15 protein-coding genes are annotated in these 17,957 nt (G+C 69.2%); 4 read left to right on the plus strand and 11 right to left on the minus strand.

The genetic code is table 11. The features are described from left to right. Positions 1-166: 166 nt before the first annotated feature. The 3 genes from HJC40_RS19205 to HJC40_RS19215 all read right to left on the minus strand — a co-directional run bounded on the left by HJC40_RS19205 (position 167) and on the right by HJC40_RS19215 (position 2,588). Positions 167-739 (minus strand): histidine phosphatase family protein, encoded by a 573-nt coding sequence (locus HJC40_RS19205; protein ID WP_250002516.1) that lies wholly within the window; start codon positions 737-739, stop codon positions 167-169. A gap of 140 nt (positions 740-879) precedes the next feature. Beyond that, on the minus strand, positions 880-1,488 hold the full coding sequence (locus HJC40_RS19210) for an FMN reductase (protein ID WP_250002517.1): 609 nt from the start codon (positions 1,486-1,488) through the stop codon (positions 880-882). Beyond that, the gene (locus tag HJC40_RS19215; protein WP_250002518.1) at positions 1,485-2,588 is read right to left on the minus strand and encodes an LLM class flavin-dependent oxidoreductase; all 1,104 of its coding nucleotides are present in this window, start codon (positions 2,586-2,588) and stop codon (positions 1,485-1,487) included. The genes HJC40_RS19210 and HJC40_RS19215 overlap by 4 nt, the downstream gene beginning before the upstream one ends. 190 nt (positions 2,589-2,778) lie before the next feature. Between HJC40_RS19215 and HJC40_RS19220 the strand changes: the two genes are divergently transcribed. The 3 genes from HJC40_RS19220 (at position 2,779) to HJC40_RS19230 (ending at position 5,716) form a co-directional block, all read left to right on the plus strand. Next, positions 2,779-3,699, plus strand: coding sequence for a hypothetical protein (locus tag HJC40_RS19220; protein ID WP_250002519.1), 921 nt, complete (start codon positions 2,779-2,781; stop codon positions 3,697-3,699). A gap of 84 nt (positions 3,700-3,783) precedes the next feature. Then, entirely contained in the window at positions 3,784-4,563 is a 780-nt protein-coding gene (locus HJC40_RS19225; protein ID WP_250002520.1) for an SCO2525 family SAM-dependent methyltransferase, read from the plus strand. A 106-nt stretch (positions 4,564-4,669) separates the two neighbouring features. After that, on the plus strand, positions 4,670-5,716 hold the full coding sequence (locus HJC40_RS19230; RefSeq protein WP_250002521.1) for an FAD-dependent oxidoreductase: 1,047 nt from the start codon (positions 4,670-4,672) through the stop codon (positions 5,714-5,716). Positions 5,717-5,761: 45 nt separating this feature from the next. Here the strand turns inward: HJC40_RS19230 and HJC40_RS19235 are convergent, their stop codons facing one another. From HJC40_RS19235 to HJC40_RS19260, 6 genes are all read right to left on the minus strand, one after another. Next, positions 5,762-7,078: a glycosyl hydrolase family 18 protein gene (locus HJC40_RS19235; RefSeq protein WP_250002522.1), complete on the minus strand. Its 1,317-nt coding sequence runs from the start codon at positions 7,076-7,078 to the stop codon at positions 5,762-5,764. A gap of 64 nt (positions 7,079-7,142) precedes the next feature. After that, positions 7,143-8,243: a winged helix DNA-binding domain-containing protein gene (locus HJC40_RS19240; RefSeq protein ID WP_250002523.1), complete on the minus strand. Its 1,101-nt coding sequence runs from the start codon at positions 8,241-8,243 to the stop codon at positions 7,143-7,145. Positions 8,244-8,276: 33 nt separating this feature from the next. Continuing rightward, positions 8,277-9,908 (minus strand): glucose-6-phosphate isomerase, encoded by a 1,632-nt coding sequence (gene pgi, locus HJC40_RS19245; protein ID WP_250002524.1) that lies wholly within the window; start codon positions 9,906-9,908, stop codon positions 8,277-8,279. A 250-nt stretch (positions 9,909-10,158) separates the two neighbouring features. Continuing rightward, positions 10,159-12,603, minus strand: a complete 2,445-nt coding sequence (locus HJC40_RS19250; RefSeq protein ID WP_250002525.1) for a bifunctional diguanylate cyclase/phosphodiesterase — start codon at positions 12,601-12,603, stop codon at positions 10,159-10,161. Positions 12,604-12,734: 131 nt separating this feature from the next. Further along, a complete protein-coding gene (locus HJC40_RS19255; protein ID WP_250002526.1) occupies positions 12,735-12,908 on the minus strand; it encodes a hypothetical protein in 174 nt (57 codons plus the stop codon). 50 nt (positions 12,909-12,958) lie between these two features. Beyond that, entirely contained in the window at positions 12,959-14,482 is a 1,524-nt protein-coding gene (locus HJC40_RS19260) for a DNRLRE domain-containing protein (protein WP_250002527.1), read from the minus strand. 195 nt (positions 14,483-14,677) lie between these two features. Between HJC40_RS19260 and HJC40_RS19265 the strand changes: the two genes are divergently transcribed. Next, positions 14,678-15,853 (plus strand): dipeptidase, encoded by a 1,176-nt coding sequence (locus HJC40_RS19265; protein WP_250002528.1) that lies wholly within the window; start codon positions 14,678-14,680, stop codon positions 15,851-15,853. Positions 15,854-15,903: 50 nt separating this feature from the next. Here HJC40_RS19265 and HJC40_RS19270 read toward each other — a convergent pair whose 3' ends face one another. Both HJC40_RS19270 and HJC40_RS19275 read right to left on the minus strand, forming a co-directional pair. Then, positions 15,904-16,629: a response regulator gene (locus HJC40_RS19270; RefSeq protein ID WP_374272194.1), complete on the minus strand. Its 726-nt coding sequence runs from the start codon at positions 16,627-16,629 to the stop codon at positions 15,904-15,906. Next, positions 16,572-17,789, minus strand: coding sequence for a sensor histidine kinase (locus HJC40_RS19275; RefSeq protein ID WP_250002981.1), 1,218 nt, complete (start codon positions 17,787-17,789; stop codon positions 16,572-16,574). The genes HJC40_RS19270 and HJC40_RS19275 overlap by 58 nt, the downstream gene beginning before the upstream one ends. Between the last annotated feature and the right edge of the window lie 168 nt (positions 17,790-17,957).

A 17,957-nucleotide genomic window follows, 5' to 3' on the forward strand; every position in this document is an offset into this window, starting at 1 on the left:
CACCAAAGAAGGCCTCTCCAAAAAAGAGATCATCCGCTGCCTCAAACGATATGTCGCCCGCGAGCTCTACCAGCTCATCACCGCCAACGACCCACAACCAACCCCTTGACATCCATAGGAGCATCCCGGGCGCTGAGGCTACGCGCTTTGAATCGGGCGAATCGCCTTATCCACAGGGGGAATTCCAGGTGTCGATGGCGGTGCGGCCGTGGTCGAAACCGAGGATCGACAGCGTGGCGGTGCCCAGCTTCAGGCGACCCCCACCCTCGGCCGGCATGCCGACCCACCGCGCCCCGACGACCCGCAGCGCGTGCCCGTGCCCGATCAGGGCCACGTCCCCCTGGTCGAGCAGCGGCCGGACCTTCTCCAGGACGCGGTCGATGCGCGCCGAGATCTGGGCCGGCGACTCACCCCCGGGAGCGCCGTCGCGGAACAACCACCAGTCCGGGTCGGTCTCGTGGATCGTCGCCGAGGTGATGCCCTCGTACTCGCCGTAGTTCCACTCGGCCAGGTCCTCGGTCGTCTCGGTGACCGTGAGACCGGCCAGCTCCGCGGTCCGCAGCGCCCGGTGGCGCGGGCTGGAGATGACAGCCACGAACTTGCGGTCCTGGACCCGGGGACCGACCGCCTCGGCCTGCCGCTCGCCCTCTTCGGTCAGGTCGAGATCCGTGTACGAGGTGTGGCGGCCGTTGGCGCTCCACTCGGTCTGCCCGTGCCGGATCAGCACGATCTCGCCCATGGTGACTCCTTCGTCGGTTCGATCCTTTGTACCCCGCCGGAGCCGATTCCCCTCCCGGTTCGGCCAGGTGCCTTCGACCACAGGCGGACGACGTCGAGGCGGCTCCGCGATGTGCGGAGCCGCCTCGGTAGTCGTCTGACTTATTTGAGCAGGTCCTGGAAGTCGACCGTCAGGGCGAACGGGTCGGCGACCGCGGCCGGCTCCCGCCGGCCGACCTCGGTGGCCAGCTCGGCCGCGGCGCGGGCGACGCGGGACTGCAGGAAACCGTCCGACGAGTCGGCACCCCAGTCGTCGCCGGCGGCGAAGACCGCGGTCGGCACGACGACCGCACGCAGGTAGGCGAACATCGGGCGCAGGGCGTGCTCCAGCGCCAGCGAGTGACGGGCCGTCCCGGCGGTCGCGGCGATCAGCACCGGCTTGTCGACCAGCGCGTCCTTGTCGATCACGTCGAAGAACGACTTGAACAGGCCGCTGTAGCTGGCGGTGAAGATCGGCGACACGGCGATCACGCCATCGGCCCCGGCCACCGCCTCCAGAGCCTCCCGGAGTGCCCCGGCCGGAAAGCCGGTGAGCAGGTGGTTGGTGATGTCGTGGGCCAGGTCGCGCAGCTCGATGGTCTTCACGTGCAGCTCGATCGCGCGCTCCGCGGCGGCGTCGACCGTCGCGGCGGCGAGCCGGTCGGCGAGCAGGCGGGTCGACGACGGCTGGCTCAGGCCGGCCGAGACGACGACCAGGGTGCGCTGCTTCATGCGGCCACCTCTTCCTTGGCGAGTTCCTCGGCGTGCTTGGCGAGCAGGGAGGCGTGGGTCGGGGCGTCCGGCACGTGGGCCGGCTTGAGCGCGGCGAACTCCTTGCGCAGCACCGGCACGACGTCGGAGCCGAGGAGGTCGAGCTGCTCGAGGACCGTCTTGAGCGGCAGGCCGGCGTGGTCCATCAGGAACAGCTGGCGCTGGTAGTCGCCGACGTACTCGCGGAAGCCGAGCGTCCGGTCGATGACCTCCTGGGGGCTGCCGACGGTCAGCGGCGTCTCGCGGGTGAAGTCCTCCATCGACGGGCCGTGGCCGTAAACCGGGGCGTTGTCGAAGTACGGGCGGAACTCCTTGACCGCGTCCTGGCTGTTCTTCCGGATGAAGACCTGGCCGCCGAGGCCGACGATGGCCTGGTCGGGGTCGCCGTGGCCGTAGTGGGCGAAGCGCTGCCGGTAGAGCTCGATCATCCGCTGGGTGTGCGACGCCGGCCAGAAGATGTGGTTGGCGAAGAAGCCGTCACCGTAGAAGGCGGCCTGCTCGGCGATCTCGGGACTGCGGATCGAGCCGTGCCAGACGAACGGCGGCACCTCGTCGAGCGGGCGCGGCGTCGAGGTGAACGACTGCAGAGGCGTACGGAACTTGCCCTGCCAGTCGACGACGTGCTCGCGCCACAGCCGGTGCAGCAGCGCGTAGTTCTCGATGGCCAGCGGGATGCCGGCGCGGATGTCCTTGCCGAACCAGGGGTAGACCGGCCCGGTGTTGCCGCGGCCCATCATGAGGTCGACGCGCCCCTCCGAGAGGTGCTGCAGCATCGCGTAGTCCTCGGCGATCTTCACCGGGTCGTTGGTGGTGATCAGCGTGGTCGCCGTGCTGAGCAGCAGCTTCTCGGTCTGCGCGGCGATGTACGCGAGCGTGGTGGTCGGCGACGAGGAGAAGAACGGCTCGTTGTGGTGCTCGCCGAGCGCGAAGACGTCGAGGCCGACCTCCTCGGCGTGCTTGGCGATCGTCACGATGTTCTTGATGCGCTCGTGCTCGGTCGGCGTCCGCCCGGTGGTCGGGTCGGTGGTGATGTCGCTGACGCTGAAGATTCCGAACTGCATGACCGCTCCCTCTCCGCCGGGACCCGCTTGCATCCCGTTGACTGCCAGCCACAACCACGCCGACCACCAAAGTATTTCAAAACTAAAAGACTGACGCTGCGGCGCCGGTCACAACTTCGCCTGCACGCACATTGCGTGAGTTTGCAGTCATCGACTGTGATGGAGGGACTCTGACCCGGGGAGACGACACGTGCATATCCTGATCAAAATCATGGTCACGAGCATCGCCGGTGGCCTGACCTACCTCCTCACCAACGCCACTGAGCAGCCCGAGATCTGGCAGCAGACGATGTCGATCTTCGTGGCCGGCGTCGTCCTGGTCGTCCAGTTCCTGATCGAGTCGGCCGAGCAGTCCCGCAAATTGGTACGGGCCATCGGGGAGGACGCCGCGCAAGGAACACATAGTTTGACCGACAAGATTCAGCGCATCAGCGAGGCCGCCACGCACCTCGCCCGCGTCGAGGACCTCCTGGGCCGGGACAGCGTCGTTCGCGTCGTCGAGGCCGCAGGTCGGCTGAAGGCCGGCGAGACCTTCCTTCTCCAGTTCGCCGACAGCCAATTGAAGAGCCTGGCCACCCTCCTGGAAGGCTTGCGCTCCGGGCGAGCAGACCATGAGGGCGAGAACCCCGATTGGCTGTTGGATCTGACCGACGCGGCGACGATGAGCATCGACGCCACGAGCATGACCTCGTTCGACAGGTCACATGGCTTTGTGGACGAAGGCGACTTCTGGTCCAGTGAACTAGGTCTCAGATATCTCGATCGCCAGCGGGAGGCGATCGTGCGTAAAGTCCGCATCCGCCGGTTGTTCCTCCTGACCGACAGCGCCGACGACGACGACCAGCTTCAGCGCCTGCTGGAACCACATCGGAAGATCGACGTCGAAGTCAGGGTGCTCAGCCACGACCGCATCCCCTTCCTCTACCGGAAGGACCTTGACGACTTCATCCTCTTCGACCAGAAGCTAAGCTACGAACTCCAGACCGCTCGGGTGCTGCAGAGTGACGTGACCCCATCGATCAGCAACGTCGCCTTGGTATCGAGCCCCCAGCAGCTGGGAAAGCGGAAGAAGCGGTTCGAGGATCTGTGGGACGCAGCTCAGGGATCCTGACGAGGCTTCGGATGCTGATCCAGTCGCCTGACCAGTGGCGGCGGAACAGCAGGACCGTGCGAAGCAGCGACGAAGGGTGCCCCGATGAGCGAAACCCATCCGCGCTCGACATCGCCGCCCGACGATGCCTTTGACAGACCCGAGAACGAGACCGCAGTCGATTGGGAGAAGTTCGACTCCGACGCCTATTTCAGCGACAACTACGGACGCCTTCGTTCGGACGACTCCACGATCATCCAGATCGTTGCCGATTACTTCAAGAGGAATCAGCCTGTCCCGGAGCTCGGCCGGGCCATCGATGTCGGCCCTGGCGCAAATTTGTACCCCGCGCTGATGCTGTTGCCCTACGCATCGGAGGTCGTTTTGTTCGAGCGCTCCTTCGTCAACCGCAACTGGCTGGCGAAGGAGTTGGACAAGCCGCACGGTTCGTGGTGGCAATTCTGGGATGCGATCTCGGCCGGCCGGTCGGCCTATGACCCGATCAACAAGCCGATGGAAACTCTGCACGGCCGGGTCACACTCGAGCGCGGGAACGTTTTCAGTCTGGAGCCCGACCAGTACGACGTCGGGACGATGTTCTTCGTCGCCGAGTCGATCACCAGGCGGGTCGACGAGTTCCAGCGCGCAACCCGGCTTTTCGTCAATGCTCTCAAGCACAATGCGCCGTTCGCCGCCGCCTTCATGCGACGCTCGTCCGGATATCTCGTCGCCCAGAAGCACTTCCCGGCATGCTCGATCGACGAGGACGACGTGCACCGCGCCCTGGCGCCGGTGGCACGCAAGGTGACGGTTCGGCGGGTCCGGAGTAAAGGTCTCCGGCCGGGCTACGACGGCATGATGGTCGCCACCGGACGCCGAAGATGATGTTTGTTCGCTTCTCCACCCGACGTGCCCTGCGGCTCGTAACGACACCCGCGTCAAGCGCGAATGCGTGCGGTCTGCCCGTGCGCCGGGAGGCTAGTCTCAAGGGATGGCCTCCCTTCGAGCGGATATCCTGATCATCGGTGCGGGCGTTATCGGTCTGACCACGGCCATTCGTCTCGCCGAACGTGCGCGGCTCGCGAAGCAGGCTCGGCCATACGAGCGCGATCTACGCATCATGATCTACAGGAGCCAGGGCCCCGACACGACCAGCTCATATGCGGCCGGCGCCATTTTTGATCCTTACATGGCCGAACACAAGAATGACGATCTTAGAGACAAACGGGCCGAGGCCACGCGTCGCGAGTTCGAGAACCTCCACAGCGAGGGTCACGTCTGGGCGCGACTGCTCGAGGGGATCGAAGCGTCACGTACTCCACTGAGTCCGCCGAAGTGGGCGCCACAACTCCCGCGTTATCGACCGTGCAGCAGGGCGGAGTTACCGCCTGGGTTCCGGTCGGGATGGCGCTATCAGTCCCCCTTGATCGAGATGCCGCCTTTCCTCGACTGGCTCGAGCAGCGGCTGCGTTCCCTCGGCGTCAAGATCGAGAAAAGGGAGCTGAAAGATCTCGACCAGGGGTTCGCCGACGCCGATATCGTGGTGAATTGCACGGGCATCGGCGCACGCACCTTGGTGCCTGACAATGAGGTGAGGCCGATTCGGGGGCAGCTCGTGGCCGTACCCAACCCCGGCATCCGCGAGTTCTTCGTCGAGCACGTTCGCGATTCTTACATCGGCGACACCACCTACGTCCTACCGCACGGCGACACCCTCCTCCTGGGCGGCAGCGCTGAGCTGGGAGTTTCCGACCTGCGCTGGAACTCCGATGCGGAAGAGGCGATCATGCGGCGCTGTCGCGCGGCGTTTCCGGTTCTCGCCCACGTCGATCCGATCGACGACTTTCGCAGGGTCGGCATCCGACCGCACCGTGAGACCGTCCGCCTCGAGCATGAAGACTTCGGCGAACGGCACCTCGTGCACAACTACGGGCACGGTGGCTCAGGAGTCAGCCTCTCCTGGGGATGCGCTGACGAGGTCGCCGACATCGTCGCCGACATCCACAAAAAGCCCCGCCTATCCGCACCGACGCCTTGAGCACGGAGCCCAGGCCGATGACTCCACCCGGCCTGGGCTCCGTGGTCACCGGCCCTGGAGGCGCTTCACGTTGTCGCCGAAGGTCCAGTTCTTGGAGCCGTCCCAGTTGATCGACCAGGTCATCAGGCCCTTGATGCCGGGGACGGAGTTGTAGGCCTGGGTGACCAGGGCGGGGGTCATGTAGCCGCCGCCGGCGCCGGGCTGGGCGGGCAGGCCGGGGACCTGCTTGTCGTACGGGATGCGGATGGTGGTGCCCTGGATGGTCAGGCCGTTGTTGAGGCACTGGGTCTGGACGGTGAAGCCCTGGACCGTGCCCGCGCCGTACGAGTCGCCGGCGCAGCCGTACATGGAGCCGTTGTAGTACTGCATGTTCAGCCACCACAGGCGGTCGCTGTCCAGGTATTTCTTGATGATCGGCAGGTACGAGCCCCAGATCGAGCCGTAGGTGACGCTGCCGCCGGTGACGTAGGCCGTCTCGGGCGCCATGGTGAGGCCGAAGTTCGAGGGCATCGCGGCCAGCACGCCGTCGATGATGCGGATCAGGTTGGCCTGCGACGTGGACAGCTGGTTGATGGTGCCGCTGCCGGTCAGGCCGGTCTCGATGTCGATGTCGATGCCGTCGAAGTTGTACTGGCGCAGGATCGGCACGATGGTCGAGACGAACCGGTCGGCGACGGCGGCCGAGCTCAGGTCGACACCGGCGGTCGCGCCGCCGATGGACATCAGGATCGTCGCGCCCTGGGCCTTGGCCGCGCAGATCTCGGCGGCGGTGGGCACCTTGACGCCGGCGTCCATGCCGTTCTCCCACAGCACCGTGCCGTCCGAGCGGATCACCGGGAAGGCGGCCATCAGCACGTTGTAACCGTGCTGGACGATGCGGCTGTCGTTGATCGGGATCCAGCCCAGGCCGGGGTGCACGCCGTTGGAGGCGCCGTCCCAGTTTTCCCAGTAGCCCTGCAGCACCTTGCCGGCGGGCTTGCCACGGACGGCACAACCGACGGGCGGCTGCGTGGTGGGCGGTGGGGTCGTGACCGGGGGCGTGGTGGCCGGGGGTGGAGTCGTCGTCGGGGGCGGAGTGGTGGGGCCGCCGGTGCAGGCGCCGAGGTCGCGCCACAGCGTCGGCGTGGCGGCCGGGTTCCAGCCCGTTCCGGCCCACGCGGTGTGGGTGACCAGCGCCTGGTAGAGGTGGGCGCTGTAGGTGACCTGCTGGCCCGCGGTGTAGGTCGGGCCCTCCCGCCAGACCGTGCCCGAGCAGGTCACGGCGGCGGAGGCGGCACCGCCACCACCGACGGCGACGGCAAGGCCGCCGGCTGCCATCCCGAGCGCTGCGGCCAACGCCACCATTCGACGACGGACACCCATGGCGACTCCCTCGATGCGTACGTGACCTGCGATACGCACATCATGAAGTTCACATGTATAAATATCAAGGGTTCTTAACAGTCAGCGGTAGCTCGAGGAAAGCGGCGTACGGCTCCAGGGCCTGGGCGGCGGCTGCCTGATCGCGGGCGGTGAGAGCGGCGACGGGCTGCACTGTGACAGTGACGCCCTTGCTGGTGAGCGTGCGCGTCCAGGTCGCCATCACCCTCCCGCCGCGGACGAGCGTCGACCGGAACACGCCGTTGCCGCCGGGGATGACCGCGGCGAGATCGTCGGCCGAGGCCATCAGCGTGCGGTCCTTGTAGCCCAGCAGGTATTCGTCGAAGCCGGGCACCGCCAGCCACTCGCCGGGGCCGAGGTCGGGCGCGTCAGCCGCCATGATCATCTCGGTGCCGTCGACGTCGACCGTCACGAGGGCGTCGCCGGCGAGCGCGATGCCGGCGCGGCAGTCGGTCATCGTGAGGCCCGTCCAGCCGGCGAAATCCTTGCGCGACGCCGGCCCGTGGCTGCGGAAATAGCGCAACGCGATGATGCCCAGCGCCTCCTCGCGCGACGGCCGGCGGGGATCGGGAACCCACTCGTCGAGCAGCACGAAGGTCTGCTCCTTGCCGACGTGCGGGGCGATCGCCGTCACGCCGCGCTGCGACGCGTACCAGAGAAGGTGGTAACCCCGCTGCCCGGTGACCTCGACGCCGCCCTCGACCATCGCGGTCAGGCACTCCGACCGGGTCAGCCGGCCACCGCCGCGCAGAGCCGCGGCCAGGATCTCGACCGCGCGGTCCACCGTGTGCTCGTCGAGCCCGAGGATCTCGCGGCGCTTGGCCGCACCGCCCAGGGCGCGGACCCCCATCAGGTCGAGCATCCAATGGACATCGGCCGCGGGGACGAAGTGGACCGTGCCCCGCATCGGCCACGTGCGCAGGACGGAACGGTCCTCGAGAGCCTCGTTGACTTGGGCCAGGGACACCCCGGGCAGACGGCACCCGAGCGACCAGAGCGCGCTGTTGACGTCCTGCGCCTGCATGGCGCCGAACCACTCGACGACGGAGGCCACCGAGGCAGCGCCGGTCGCCGTGGCGGAGCCGGGACCGTTCCCGCGCAGCAGCAGACTGGTCATTCGCAGCCCCAGGGCCGTCGTCGCATCCATGACGACGACCCTAGAGCCGGGGTCCGACAGAAATCAGCGGCCGCGCTGCGAGCGGTACAGGCTGATCAGATTGTTCGTCGACGAGTCGGCGTCGGCGGCCGGCGCGGCGGCGTCGGTCAGCTTGGGCGCGAGCTGGTTGGCCATCACCTTGCCGAGCTCGACACCCCACTGGTCGAACGAGTTGATCTGCCAGATCGTGCCCTGGGTGAACGTGATGTGCTCGTAGAGGGCGATGAGCTGGCCGAGCACCGCCGGGGTCAGCGACGGGGCGATGATCGTGGTGGTCGGGTGGTTGCCCTGCATCACCCGGTGCGGCGCGATCGCCGGGTCGGTGCCCTCGGCGAGCACCTGGTCGAGCGTGCGGCCGAAGGCCAGCGCCCCGGTCTGGGCGAAGAAGTTCGACATGAACAGGTCGTGCATCTCGCCGATGTCGTGGTTGGGCTTGCTGAACCCGATGAAGTCGGCCGGGATCATCTTGGTGCCCTGGTGGATCAGCTGGTAGAAGGCGTGCTGACCGTTGGTGCCGGGCTCGCCCCAGAAGACCTCGCCGGTCTGGAACGTGGCCGGTGAGCCGTCGAGCCGCACCGACTTGCCGTTGCTCTCCATCGTCAGCTGCTGCAGGTAGGCCGCGAACCGGTGCAGGTACTGCGAATAGGGCAGGATCGCGTGCGACTGCGCGCCGAGGAACGTGTCGTACCAGACGTTGAGCAGGCCGAGCAGCGCCGGCACGTTGGACTCCAGCGGCTGGGTGCGGAAGTGCTCGTCGACCGCGTGGTAGCCGCCGAGCAGGTCGGCGAACTGCTCCTGGCCGATCGCGATCATGACCGACAGGCCGACCGCGGAGGGCAGCGAGTAGCGCCCGCCCACCCAGTCCCAGAAGCCGAACATGTTCTCGGTGTCGATGCCGAAGTCGGCCACCCGCTGGGCGTTGGTGCTGACCGCGACGAAGTGCTTGGCCACGGCCGCCTGGTCGCCGCCGAGCCCCTCGAGCAGCCAGTTGCGCGCCTCGGTCGCGTTGGTGAGCGTCTCCTGCGTACCGAAGGTCTTGGAGACCACGACGAACAGCGTGCTGGCCGGGTCGAGGTCGTGGGTCTTCTCGTACAGGTCGGTCGGGTCGATGTTCGAGATGAACCGGCACTCGATCTCGGGCGCCTTGAAGGCCTTGAGAGCCTCGTACGCCATGACGGGGCCCAGGTCGGAGCCGCCGATGCCGATGTTGACCACGGTCTTGATGCGCTCACCGGTGTGACCGGTCCACTCCCCGGACCGTACGCGGTCGGAGAACGCGCCCATGCGGCCCAGCACCTCGTGCACCTCGGCGACCACGTCCTGCCCGTCGACCACGAGGGTCGCGTCGCGCGGCAGGCGCAGCGCGGTGTGCAGGACGGCGCGGTCCTCGGTGACGTTGATGTGCTCGCCGGCGAACATCGCCCCGATCCGCTCGCGCAGTTTGGCCCGCTCGGCCAGGGCCAGCAGTCCGGTCAGCACTTCATCGGTGATCAGGTTCTTGCTGTAGTCGACAGTGAGGTCGGCGACCTGGGCGGTCAGACGCTCGCCGCGGGTCGGATCGCTGCCGAAGAGGTCGCGCAGATGCACGGCGTTGAACTTCTCGGCGTGACCCTGCAGCGTCTGCCACTCGGTGCTGTCGGAAACGTGATCGCTCATTGTCCTAGTCTCTTCCTCGAACCCGGACTCCCGGTCTCATCCTGGCACGAAACGCGCCAGGGCGACGGCGACGCAGTGGAGATCACCAGGGTTCCATGGCGGGCATCACCTTCACCCGATCCTTCCCCCCTGTCCGCGGGCTCACACGGAAACAGGCGATCTCCGTTCCGATGCACTCGCTCGAAACGGCGACCGTCGCCACGCGGCCTCAGGCATCCTAGGAGGCTAGCCTGTAGGTCCCGGCAAGCCGTCAGTTAGCGACCGTCAGGGCCGGCAACCCGGCCTCCAGCAAGCGACCCGCGTCGGCGGACGGGAGCGGTCGCGACAGGAAGTAACCCTGGCCGTAGTCGCAGCCCATCTCGCGCAGCAGGGCCACCTGGGCGGCGTTCTCCACGCCCTCGGCGACCGTCTGCATGCCGAAACGCTGACCCAGCCGGACGATCGTACGGACCAGGGTCTCGTCCTCGGCGTCGCCGGCGCCCAGGCGGTCCACGAAGGACCGGTCGATCTTCAGGACGTCCATCGGGAAGCGCCGCAGGTAGGCCAGCGACGAATACCCGGTGCCGAAGTCGTCCATCGCCAGCAGCACGCCGAGCGCCTTGAGGCTGACGATCCGGCCCAGGTTCTCGTCGGTGTCGGTGAGCAGCACGCTCTCGGTCATCTCGAGGCACAGCCGGTCGGCGGGCATGCCGGTCTCGGCCAGCACCTCGGCCACCGTGGCGGACAGGTCACCCGCCTCGAACTGGCGTACCGACACGTTGACGGCCATCTTCAGCGGGCGCCCCCACGCGACCGCCTGGCGGCACGCCTCGCCCAGCACCCAGCGGCCCAGCGGCACGATCAGGCCGGTCGACTCGGCCAGGCCGATGAACTCGAGCGGCGGCACCAGCCCGCGCGCCGGGTGGTTCCAGCGCACCAGCGCCTCGAAGCCGATGATCGTGCCGGCGGCCAGGTCGACCGTGGGCTGGTAGTGCAGCACCAGCTCGTCGCGTTCCAGGGCCAGCCGCAGGTCGTCGGCCAGGGAGAGCCGCTGCATGAGGGCGTCGTGCATCTTGGGGTGGTACGTCGCGTACACCCCGCCGCCGGCGTCCTTCGCCCGGTACATGGCCAGGTCGGCGTTGCGCTGCAGCTGCTCGATGTCGCTCGCGTCGGCGGCCGAGGCGATGCCGATCCCGGCGCCCACGTGCAGGACACGGCCGTCGATGTCGAAGGGCTCGTCGAGGTGTTCGAGGATGCGGGCGGCCAGCGCTTCGGCGTCCGAGCGGGCGTCGGGCGACACCGCGATCACGGCGAACTCGTCGCCGCCCAGACGCGCCACCGTGTGCGGCGCCGGCACCGCGCGCAGCAGCCGCCCGGCGACCTGCACGAGCAACTGGTCGCCGGCCGCGTGCCCAAGGCTGTCGTTGACCTCCTTGAAGCCGTCCAGGTCGAGAAACAGCACCGAGACGTGCTCGCGGCTCGGCCGGCCGGCCACCGCCGCGGCCAGCCGTTCGCGGAACAACGCGCGGTTCTCCAGCCCGGTCAGCGCGTCGTGATAGGCCTCGTGACGCAGCTGTTCCTGCAGACGGCGGGCCTCGCTGACGTCACGGGTGTTCAACACCAGACCCCGGACGTACGGGTCGTCGAGCAGGTTGGTGATGGTGATCTCGGACAGGCGCCGGGTGCCGTCCTCGTGCGGCAGCAGCACCTCGATCGTCGTGATGCCACCGGGACGGCCGGCGGCGTCGTCGATGGCGGCCTGGATCCGCGGCGCGGCGTGCATACCGACCACGTCGACCAGGCGGCGGCCGACGAGCGTCGCGAGCGGGAAGCCGAAGATGCGTTCGATCGACGAGCTCTGGAAGCGCACGGTCGAATCGGCTTCCAGGATGGCGAGCGACTCCGAGCTCTGCTCGACGAGCGCGCGGAAACGCTGCTCCCGGTTGGCCAGCTCGGCCGTACGGGCGGTGACCCGGTCCTCGAGCCGGCGGGCCAGCAGGTGGTTGTCGCGCGCCAGCAGCACACCGCGCAGCACGATCAGCAGAATCGTGAGGAAGCGGCACCAGGTGCCGACCGGTGTCGTCGCGCCGCCCAGCGCCGGCCAGACGCTGTTCAGCAGAAGGGTCACCAGGACCACCGCGTACGGGAGGACGACCCCCACCGACCACCGGCCGGAACGGACGTCCTCGTCGGCCGCGTCGGCGCCGGCCGGAAGGCGCAGCGCGCGCAGCGCGGCCAGCAGGATCAGCCCGAGCCCGGCACACCAGGCGACGACCAGGGCGGGCTGCCAGTCGCCGCCGCCGGCTCGGAGCCGGAGGGCGACGCTGTCGGCCACCGCCATCAGCGTCAGACCGGCGCAGGCCGGCGCGAGCGTCCGCGGGCCCGGCCGGAGCGGGCTCCAGCGGGCCAGCGCGGTCAGCGCCACCGTGGCGAGCAGGACATCGGCGAGGGCGTGGGTGCCGGCATCGGGCACTCCGGCCGCCGTCGCCGGCCCGATCACGAAGTTCCACGACGTCGCGAACAACGAGAAGCCCACCAGCAACGCGTCGATGCCGGTCCGCAGCCGGGTCAGCCGGTTGCCGGGCGGCGACGGCATCGCGAGCAGGCACAGCGCCGCGAGAACGACGAACACCAGACGACCCGGCCCGGCCGGGCTCGCGAGCACGCCGGCGCTCATCACCAGCAGAAGGAGGCCGGGCGCGACGCCGGACGTCATCGGACTCCTTCCCGTAGCCGGGGCCACCCGCGGCAGGCCCCGAACAGCTGATCGGAATCTGAGGCGGTCACCTGAGAGAACGGCTGCGGCGGCCCTCCCGGAGGAGAGCCGCCGCGGCTGAAGAAGTCAGTTCACTTCTTCTTCTTGTTCTTCTTGTCCTTCTTCTTGTCCTTCTTGGACTTCTTCGCCATGGCGGACCTCCCTTCACCGTCGTCGGCGCCCACATCGGCGCCACGCGTTAACGGTACGGAAACCGAAGCCGTCCGTACGGCCAACGAAGATGAACAGGATGTGTCAACGACCACGAAGATGATCGTGGGAAACACTCGTCACTGCTGTTCGGCTCCGGCTTGCCTCAGCCGAGCTTGACCTTGAAGATCGGGTCGGCGGCCAGCTTCTTGAACGCGGCCAGGGCCGTCGCGGTGCTGTTGATGCTGATGTCGCGGTCGCCCTCGTCGTCCCGCTTGGTGTCGAAGTACACGATCGCCTTGATGCCGGGGCGCTTGGCCAGCTCGGGCCGGACGCTGGCGAAGACCGGCGCCTTGTCGGCGATCTTGCCGACGCGGTGGTAGGCGCCCCACTCGGCGACCATGATCGGCTTGGCGGCGTGCTTGGTGACCGCCCAGTCGTAGAAGCCGGTGCCACCGCCGGTCGGCGCGCGGTCGAGCAGGTCGTTGAACTTGCCGAAGTGGTAGTAGCCGGGCTCGGCGCTCACGTACGAGTCCAGGCCCATCCAGTCGACGACGTCGTCACCGGGGTAGAGGTCCTTCCACCAGCTCTGCGCCATCCACTTCTCGTTGCCCATGTAGGCCATGACGTTGACGACGTTGGTGACGCCCTGGGCACGCAGGCGCAGGATCGTGTGGCGGTACATCGCGGCGAAGTCCTTGGCCTCGAAGCCCGAGCCGGCCCGGGCGACGACGTCGTTCTCCGGCTCGTGGTTGAGGACCAGGAAGAACTTCTTGCCGTAGGCCTTGGCGCGCGCGGCGAACGCGTCGATGCGCTTGTCCTGCTGACCCTGCGCCACCTTGGCCCAGGTCGAGCCGTACGCGATCTTCCAGTTGGTCAGCAGCACGCGGGGGTTGGCCGTCTCGGCGGTCATCGCGATCTCGGACTTGGTCGGGAAGACCTCGTCGCCCTTGTGATACGTGTGGAAGATCGTCGAGGTACGGCCGCTGAGCTTCTCCCAGTCGCGCAGCGCCTGGTCACGCGGCGCGTCGGTGAAGCCACCGGCCGCGGCGCCCCAGAGCACGCCACAGGACGGCACGAGCTTCGCGTCGGTCACACAGTTGCCGTTGTTCACCGGCGCCGACGGCACGGGCGGCGACACGTCGCCGAGCGTGGTGACCTCGAGGACCGGAGCGCCGCCGCCCGCCTCGGCCGAGTTGAAGCGCACCGCCGCGCCCGTCGAGGACAGGGCGAACGAGTACGTGCCCGGGCCGGTGACGACCTTGCCGAGGTCGACGCTGAGGGTCGCGCCGGGGACGGCGGACAGCAGCGTGGCGCCGAGCGCCGGAGCGTTGGCCGCGGTCAGCTTGCTTTCGGTCCAGGTGGTGTTGGCGACCTGGCGCACCGTGACCTTGCTGGGCGTGGCGGCCTGGGTGGTCAGGGTGAGGCGCGCGCCGGCGACCTTCGTGCCCGCCGGGACGGCGAACTTCAGGAAGGAGGTCTTGGCCTCCTTGCCGGAGACACCGGCCACGAGCTTGTTCTCGGCCCCGAAGACGACACCGGTCCGGGCGCTGGAGACGTACGCGTCGTGGCCCGCGGCGATCTTCAGGGTCGCCGCCGCGGCGTCGGCCGGGCTCGCGGCGGTGACGCCGGCGGCACCCGCGATCACCGCGGTCAGAACCGAGTACTTCTTCAGCTTCGAACGACGCACTGTTTCACTCCCCCGCTCTGTCCGGCCGTTGTCAGCCGGGCATGGGAAAGAGATTCCGGTGCGGGAGGTGCACGTCCAGTGCCCGCGACGGTGCGGTCAGGTTGCGCGGGCGCTTTTCCTCAAGTCGGCCCGATCGCGCCCGCGCGTCCCGGCCCCGACTTGCGCTCGCGGGCCTCGGGCGGGTAGCCAGACAGGATGGCGATCATCGACGGGCACAACGACCTGCCCATGCAGCTGCGCGGGCGGTACGGCTACCGGGTGGAGGGGCTGGACAAGCCGCGCCCGGACCTGCAGACCGACATCCCCCGGCTGCGGGCAGGCGGGGTCGGTGGGCAGTTCTGGTCGGTCTACGTGCCGGGCGACCTGGGTGAACCCGAGGCGGTCGTGGCGACGATGGAACAGATCGACGCCGTCTACCGGATGGTCGCGGCCCACCCCGGCGACCTCGCCATCGCCTGCAGCGCCGACGACGTCGAGCGGGCGATCGCGGCCGGGAAGATCGCCTCGCTGATCGGCATCGAGGGCGGGCACAGCCTGGCCACCTCGCTGGGTGTGCTGCGGGCCTTCGCGCGCCTCGGCGTCCGCTACGTCACCCTGACCCACAACGAGAACACGTCCTGGGCCGATTCGGCCGTGCGGGAGTCTCGGGTCGGCGGCCTCAACGACCAGGGCCGAGCGGTCGTACGGGAGATGCAGCGCATCGGCGTGCTGGTCGACCTGTCGCACGTGGCGCGGGTGACGATGCACGCCGCCCTGGACACGGCGACCGCTCCGGTCATCTTCAGCCACTCCGGGGTGCGCGCCCTGAACGACCACCCGCGCAACGTGCCGGACGACGTGCTGGCCCGGCTGCGCGACAACGGCGGGGTCATCCAGCTGACCTTCGTCGCGCCGTTCCTCACGGCCGAGGCCCGAGCCTGGTCGGCCGCGTCGGACGCGGAGTGGCAGCGACTCGGCCCCCCGCCGCGCCCGGCCGACTGGCCGCGCGCACCCTGGCCCGGCGAGGACCCGGCCGCCCTGCCCGGCTGGCCCGGACCGGATCGGCTGGTCGAGCCCGAGTACGCGTCGTGGCTGGCCGCCAACCCGCGCCCGCCGGTGACCGTCGCCCACGTGGCCGATCACGTCGAGCACGCCCGCGAGGTGGCCGGCGTCGACCACGTGGGGCTGGGCGGCGACTATGACGGCACACCCGAGCTGCCCGACGGGATGGGCGACGTGTCGAGCTATCCGCTGCTGCTGACCGAGCTGTCGGGCCGGGGCTGGTCGGACGAGGACCTGGACAAGCTGGCCGGCGGCAACATCCTGCGGGTGCTGCACGACGCGGACCGCCTGGCCGAGGAGCCGCTCTGGCCGTTGTCCCCGGCCCGCTGACGCTCCCGGCCGGCCGGCACTTCTGGCCGCGGTGACGCCGGCGGGACGGATCACGCCAGGCCGGCGTCGTGGACCAGGATCGCGACCTGCACGCGGTTGTTGAGCTCCAGCTTGATGAGCAGCCGGGAAACGTGCGCTTTGACCGTGGCGACCGACATGTGCAGCGCGGTGGCGATCTCGGCGTTCGAGCGGCCCTGGGCGAGCGCCATTGCCACGTCGCGTTCGCGCTCGCTCAGCTGGTCGAGCCGTTCGGCGGCCCGGCCGCGGGACGGCGGGGCCGGCGCGGCCACGTGGGCGATCAGCCGGCGGGTCACCGTGGGCGACAGCATCGCCTCGCCCGCGGCCACCCGGCGCACGGCCCGCAGGATCTCGGCCGGCGGCGTGTCCTTGAGCAGGAAACCGCTGGCCCCGGCCCGCAACGCCCGCAACACGTACTCGTCTGCGTCGAAGGTCGTCAGCACGATGACCTCGGGCGCCCCGGGACGGCCCCGCAGCGTCTCGGTGGCCGCGAGACCGTCGACGCGCGGCATCCGGATGTCCATCAGCACGACGTCGGGCCGGTGAAGCGACACCGCCCCGGGCACCTCGGCGCCATCGCTCGCCTCCCCCACAACAGCCACGTCGGACGCCGCCGACAGGATCATGCTCAGCCCGGCCCGGACGAGCGCGTCGTCGTCCACGACGAGCACCCGTACCGGCTCGGCCCCGCCCGCCACGGTCACGCGGCGGCCACCGCTCGCTCGGCCGGTCGGGCCTCCTGCGGCCACGGCAGCCACGCGGTCAGGACGAACTCGTTCTGCGGGGTCCGGCCGTGGCTGAGCCGGCCCCCGGCCAGCAGGGCCCGCTCGGTCAGCCCGACCAGGCCGGTGCCCGTGCCCGGGATCGCCCCGGCCGAGCCGCCGACCGGCCACGGGTTGCGGATGTCGATGATCAGGCCGGCGCCGGCCGCACCGGCCACGTCGACCCGGACCGCCGTGCCGGGCGCGTGCTTGCGGGCGTTGGTGAGGCCCTCCTGCACGATCCGGTAGGCCGCCCGGCCGGTGCCGTCGGGCACGGTTGCGGGCTCGATGCGGACGTCGAGCTTGACCTTGACGCCGGCCGAGCGGGACTCGTCGGCCAGCGCCGGCAGCGCGCACAGCGTCGGCTGCGGCGGCTCGGGCCCGTCGTCGGAGCGGTCGGCCCGGAGCACACCGATGACCTCACGCAGATCCTGCAGGGCCTGGTGGGCGCTGGCCCGGATCACGGCGGCCGCCTTGGTGACCTCATCGGGCGTGGCGTGCGGTTTGATCTCGAGAGCGCCCGCGTGCAGGCTCAGCAGCGAGATGCGGTGGGCGAGCACGTCGTGCATCTCGCGGGCGATGCGGGTGCGCTCGACCGAGCGGGCCTGGGCGACCCGCAGCTGCTGCTCGGACTCGGCGCGCTCGGCTCGGTCGCGCAGCGACATCACGAGGTGGCGCCGGGAGCGGATCACCATGCCCCACAGGCAGATGATGACGATGGCAGCCGCACCCCAGCCGGCCGTCTCGAAGTAGTTCTTGTCCGCCTCGGGGCGCACCAACGGGAAGACCGCGCTGGTCGCGAGCGTGGTCGCCGCGAAGACGGCCAGCACCGTGAACCGGCGGTGCACGGCCACGCTGAACAGGACGATCATGCTGGCGGGCCCGGCCGCGACGGTGAAGACCGAGGTGACGGCGCCCAGCACGGCGAGCGGGATGAGCAGACGCCCGCGCCGCCACCACAGCCCGATGCCGATGATCGTGCCGACGGCGAAGTCGAGCCAGGCCAGCCACCTGGGGGTGCTCGACCACTCGGGCACAAAAGTGAACTCGGTGCTGTGCAGGTCGTAGGTGACGAGCAGACAGAAGCCGTAGCCGATCACGAAGCAGAGCGCGTCGATCACCCAGTCGCGCGTCGAGCGCCGGGTGGGCGACGGCATCTCCAGACCGGACGGCAACAACCAGCGGTATTCGGGCTTGAGCTTTCCCACGCAGCCGACTCTACGGATGGTCGGCGAGGCCGGATACCTACCAAAGTCGGTGGTCGGGCCCTACCAAGGTTCTCGGGAGCCGACTTCCGGCCGACGCGCCCCACCGGCCGCGCCGAG

The sequence above is a fragment of the Actinoplanes sp. M2I2 genome, assembly GCF_023544445.1.
Lineage (GTDB): Bacteria > Actinomycetota > Actinomycetes > Mycobacteriales > Micromonosporaceae > Actinoplanes.

Coding starts and splice junctions, on each gene's coding strand:
- HJC40_RS19205 (WP_250002516.1), bottom strand. CDS start 739: ATGGGCGAGATCGTGCTGATCCGGCACGGGCAGACCGAGTGGAGCGCC.
- HJC40_RS19210 (WP_250002517.1), bottom strand. CDS start 1,488: ATGAAGCAGCGCACCCTGGTCGTCGTCTCGGCCGGCCTGAGCCAGCCG.
- HJC40_RS19215 (WP_250002518.1), bottom strand. CDS start 2,588: ATGCAGTTCGGAATCTTCAGCGTCAGCGACATCACCACCGACCCGACC.
- HJC40_RS19225 (WP_250002520.1), top strand. CDS start 3,784: ATGAGCGAAACCCATCCGCGCTCGACATCGCCGCCCGACGATGCCTTT.
- HJC40_RS19230 (WP_250002521.1), top strand. CDS start 4,670: ATGGCCTCCCTTCGAGCGGATATCCTGATCATCGGTGCGGGCGTTATC.
- HJC40_RS19235 (WP_250002522.1), bottom strand. CDS start 7,078: ATGGGTGTCCGTCGTCGAATGGTGGCGTTGGCCGCAGCGCTCGGGATG.
- HJC40_RS19240 (WP_250002523.1), bottom strand. CDS start 8,243: ATGGATGCGACGACGGCCCTGGGGCTGCGAATGACCAGTCTGCTGCTG.
- pgi (WP_250002524.1), bottom strand. CDS start 9,908: ATGAGCGATCACGTTTCCGACAGCACCGAGTGGCAGACGCTGCAGGGT.
- HJC40_RS19250 (WP_250002525.1), bottom strand. CDS start 12,603: ATGACGTCCGGCGTCGCGCCCGGCCTCCTTCTGCTGGTGATGAGCGCC.
- HJC40_RS19265 (WP_250002528.1), top strand. CDS start 14,678: ATGGCGATCATCGACGGGCACAACGACCTGCCCATGCAGCTGCGCGGG.
- HJC40_RS19275 (WP_250002981.1), bottom strand. CDS start 17,789: ATGCCGTCGCCCACCCGGCGCTCGACGCGCGACTGGGTGATCGACGCG.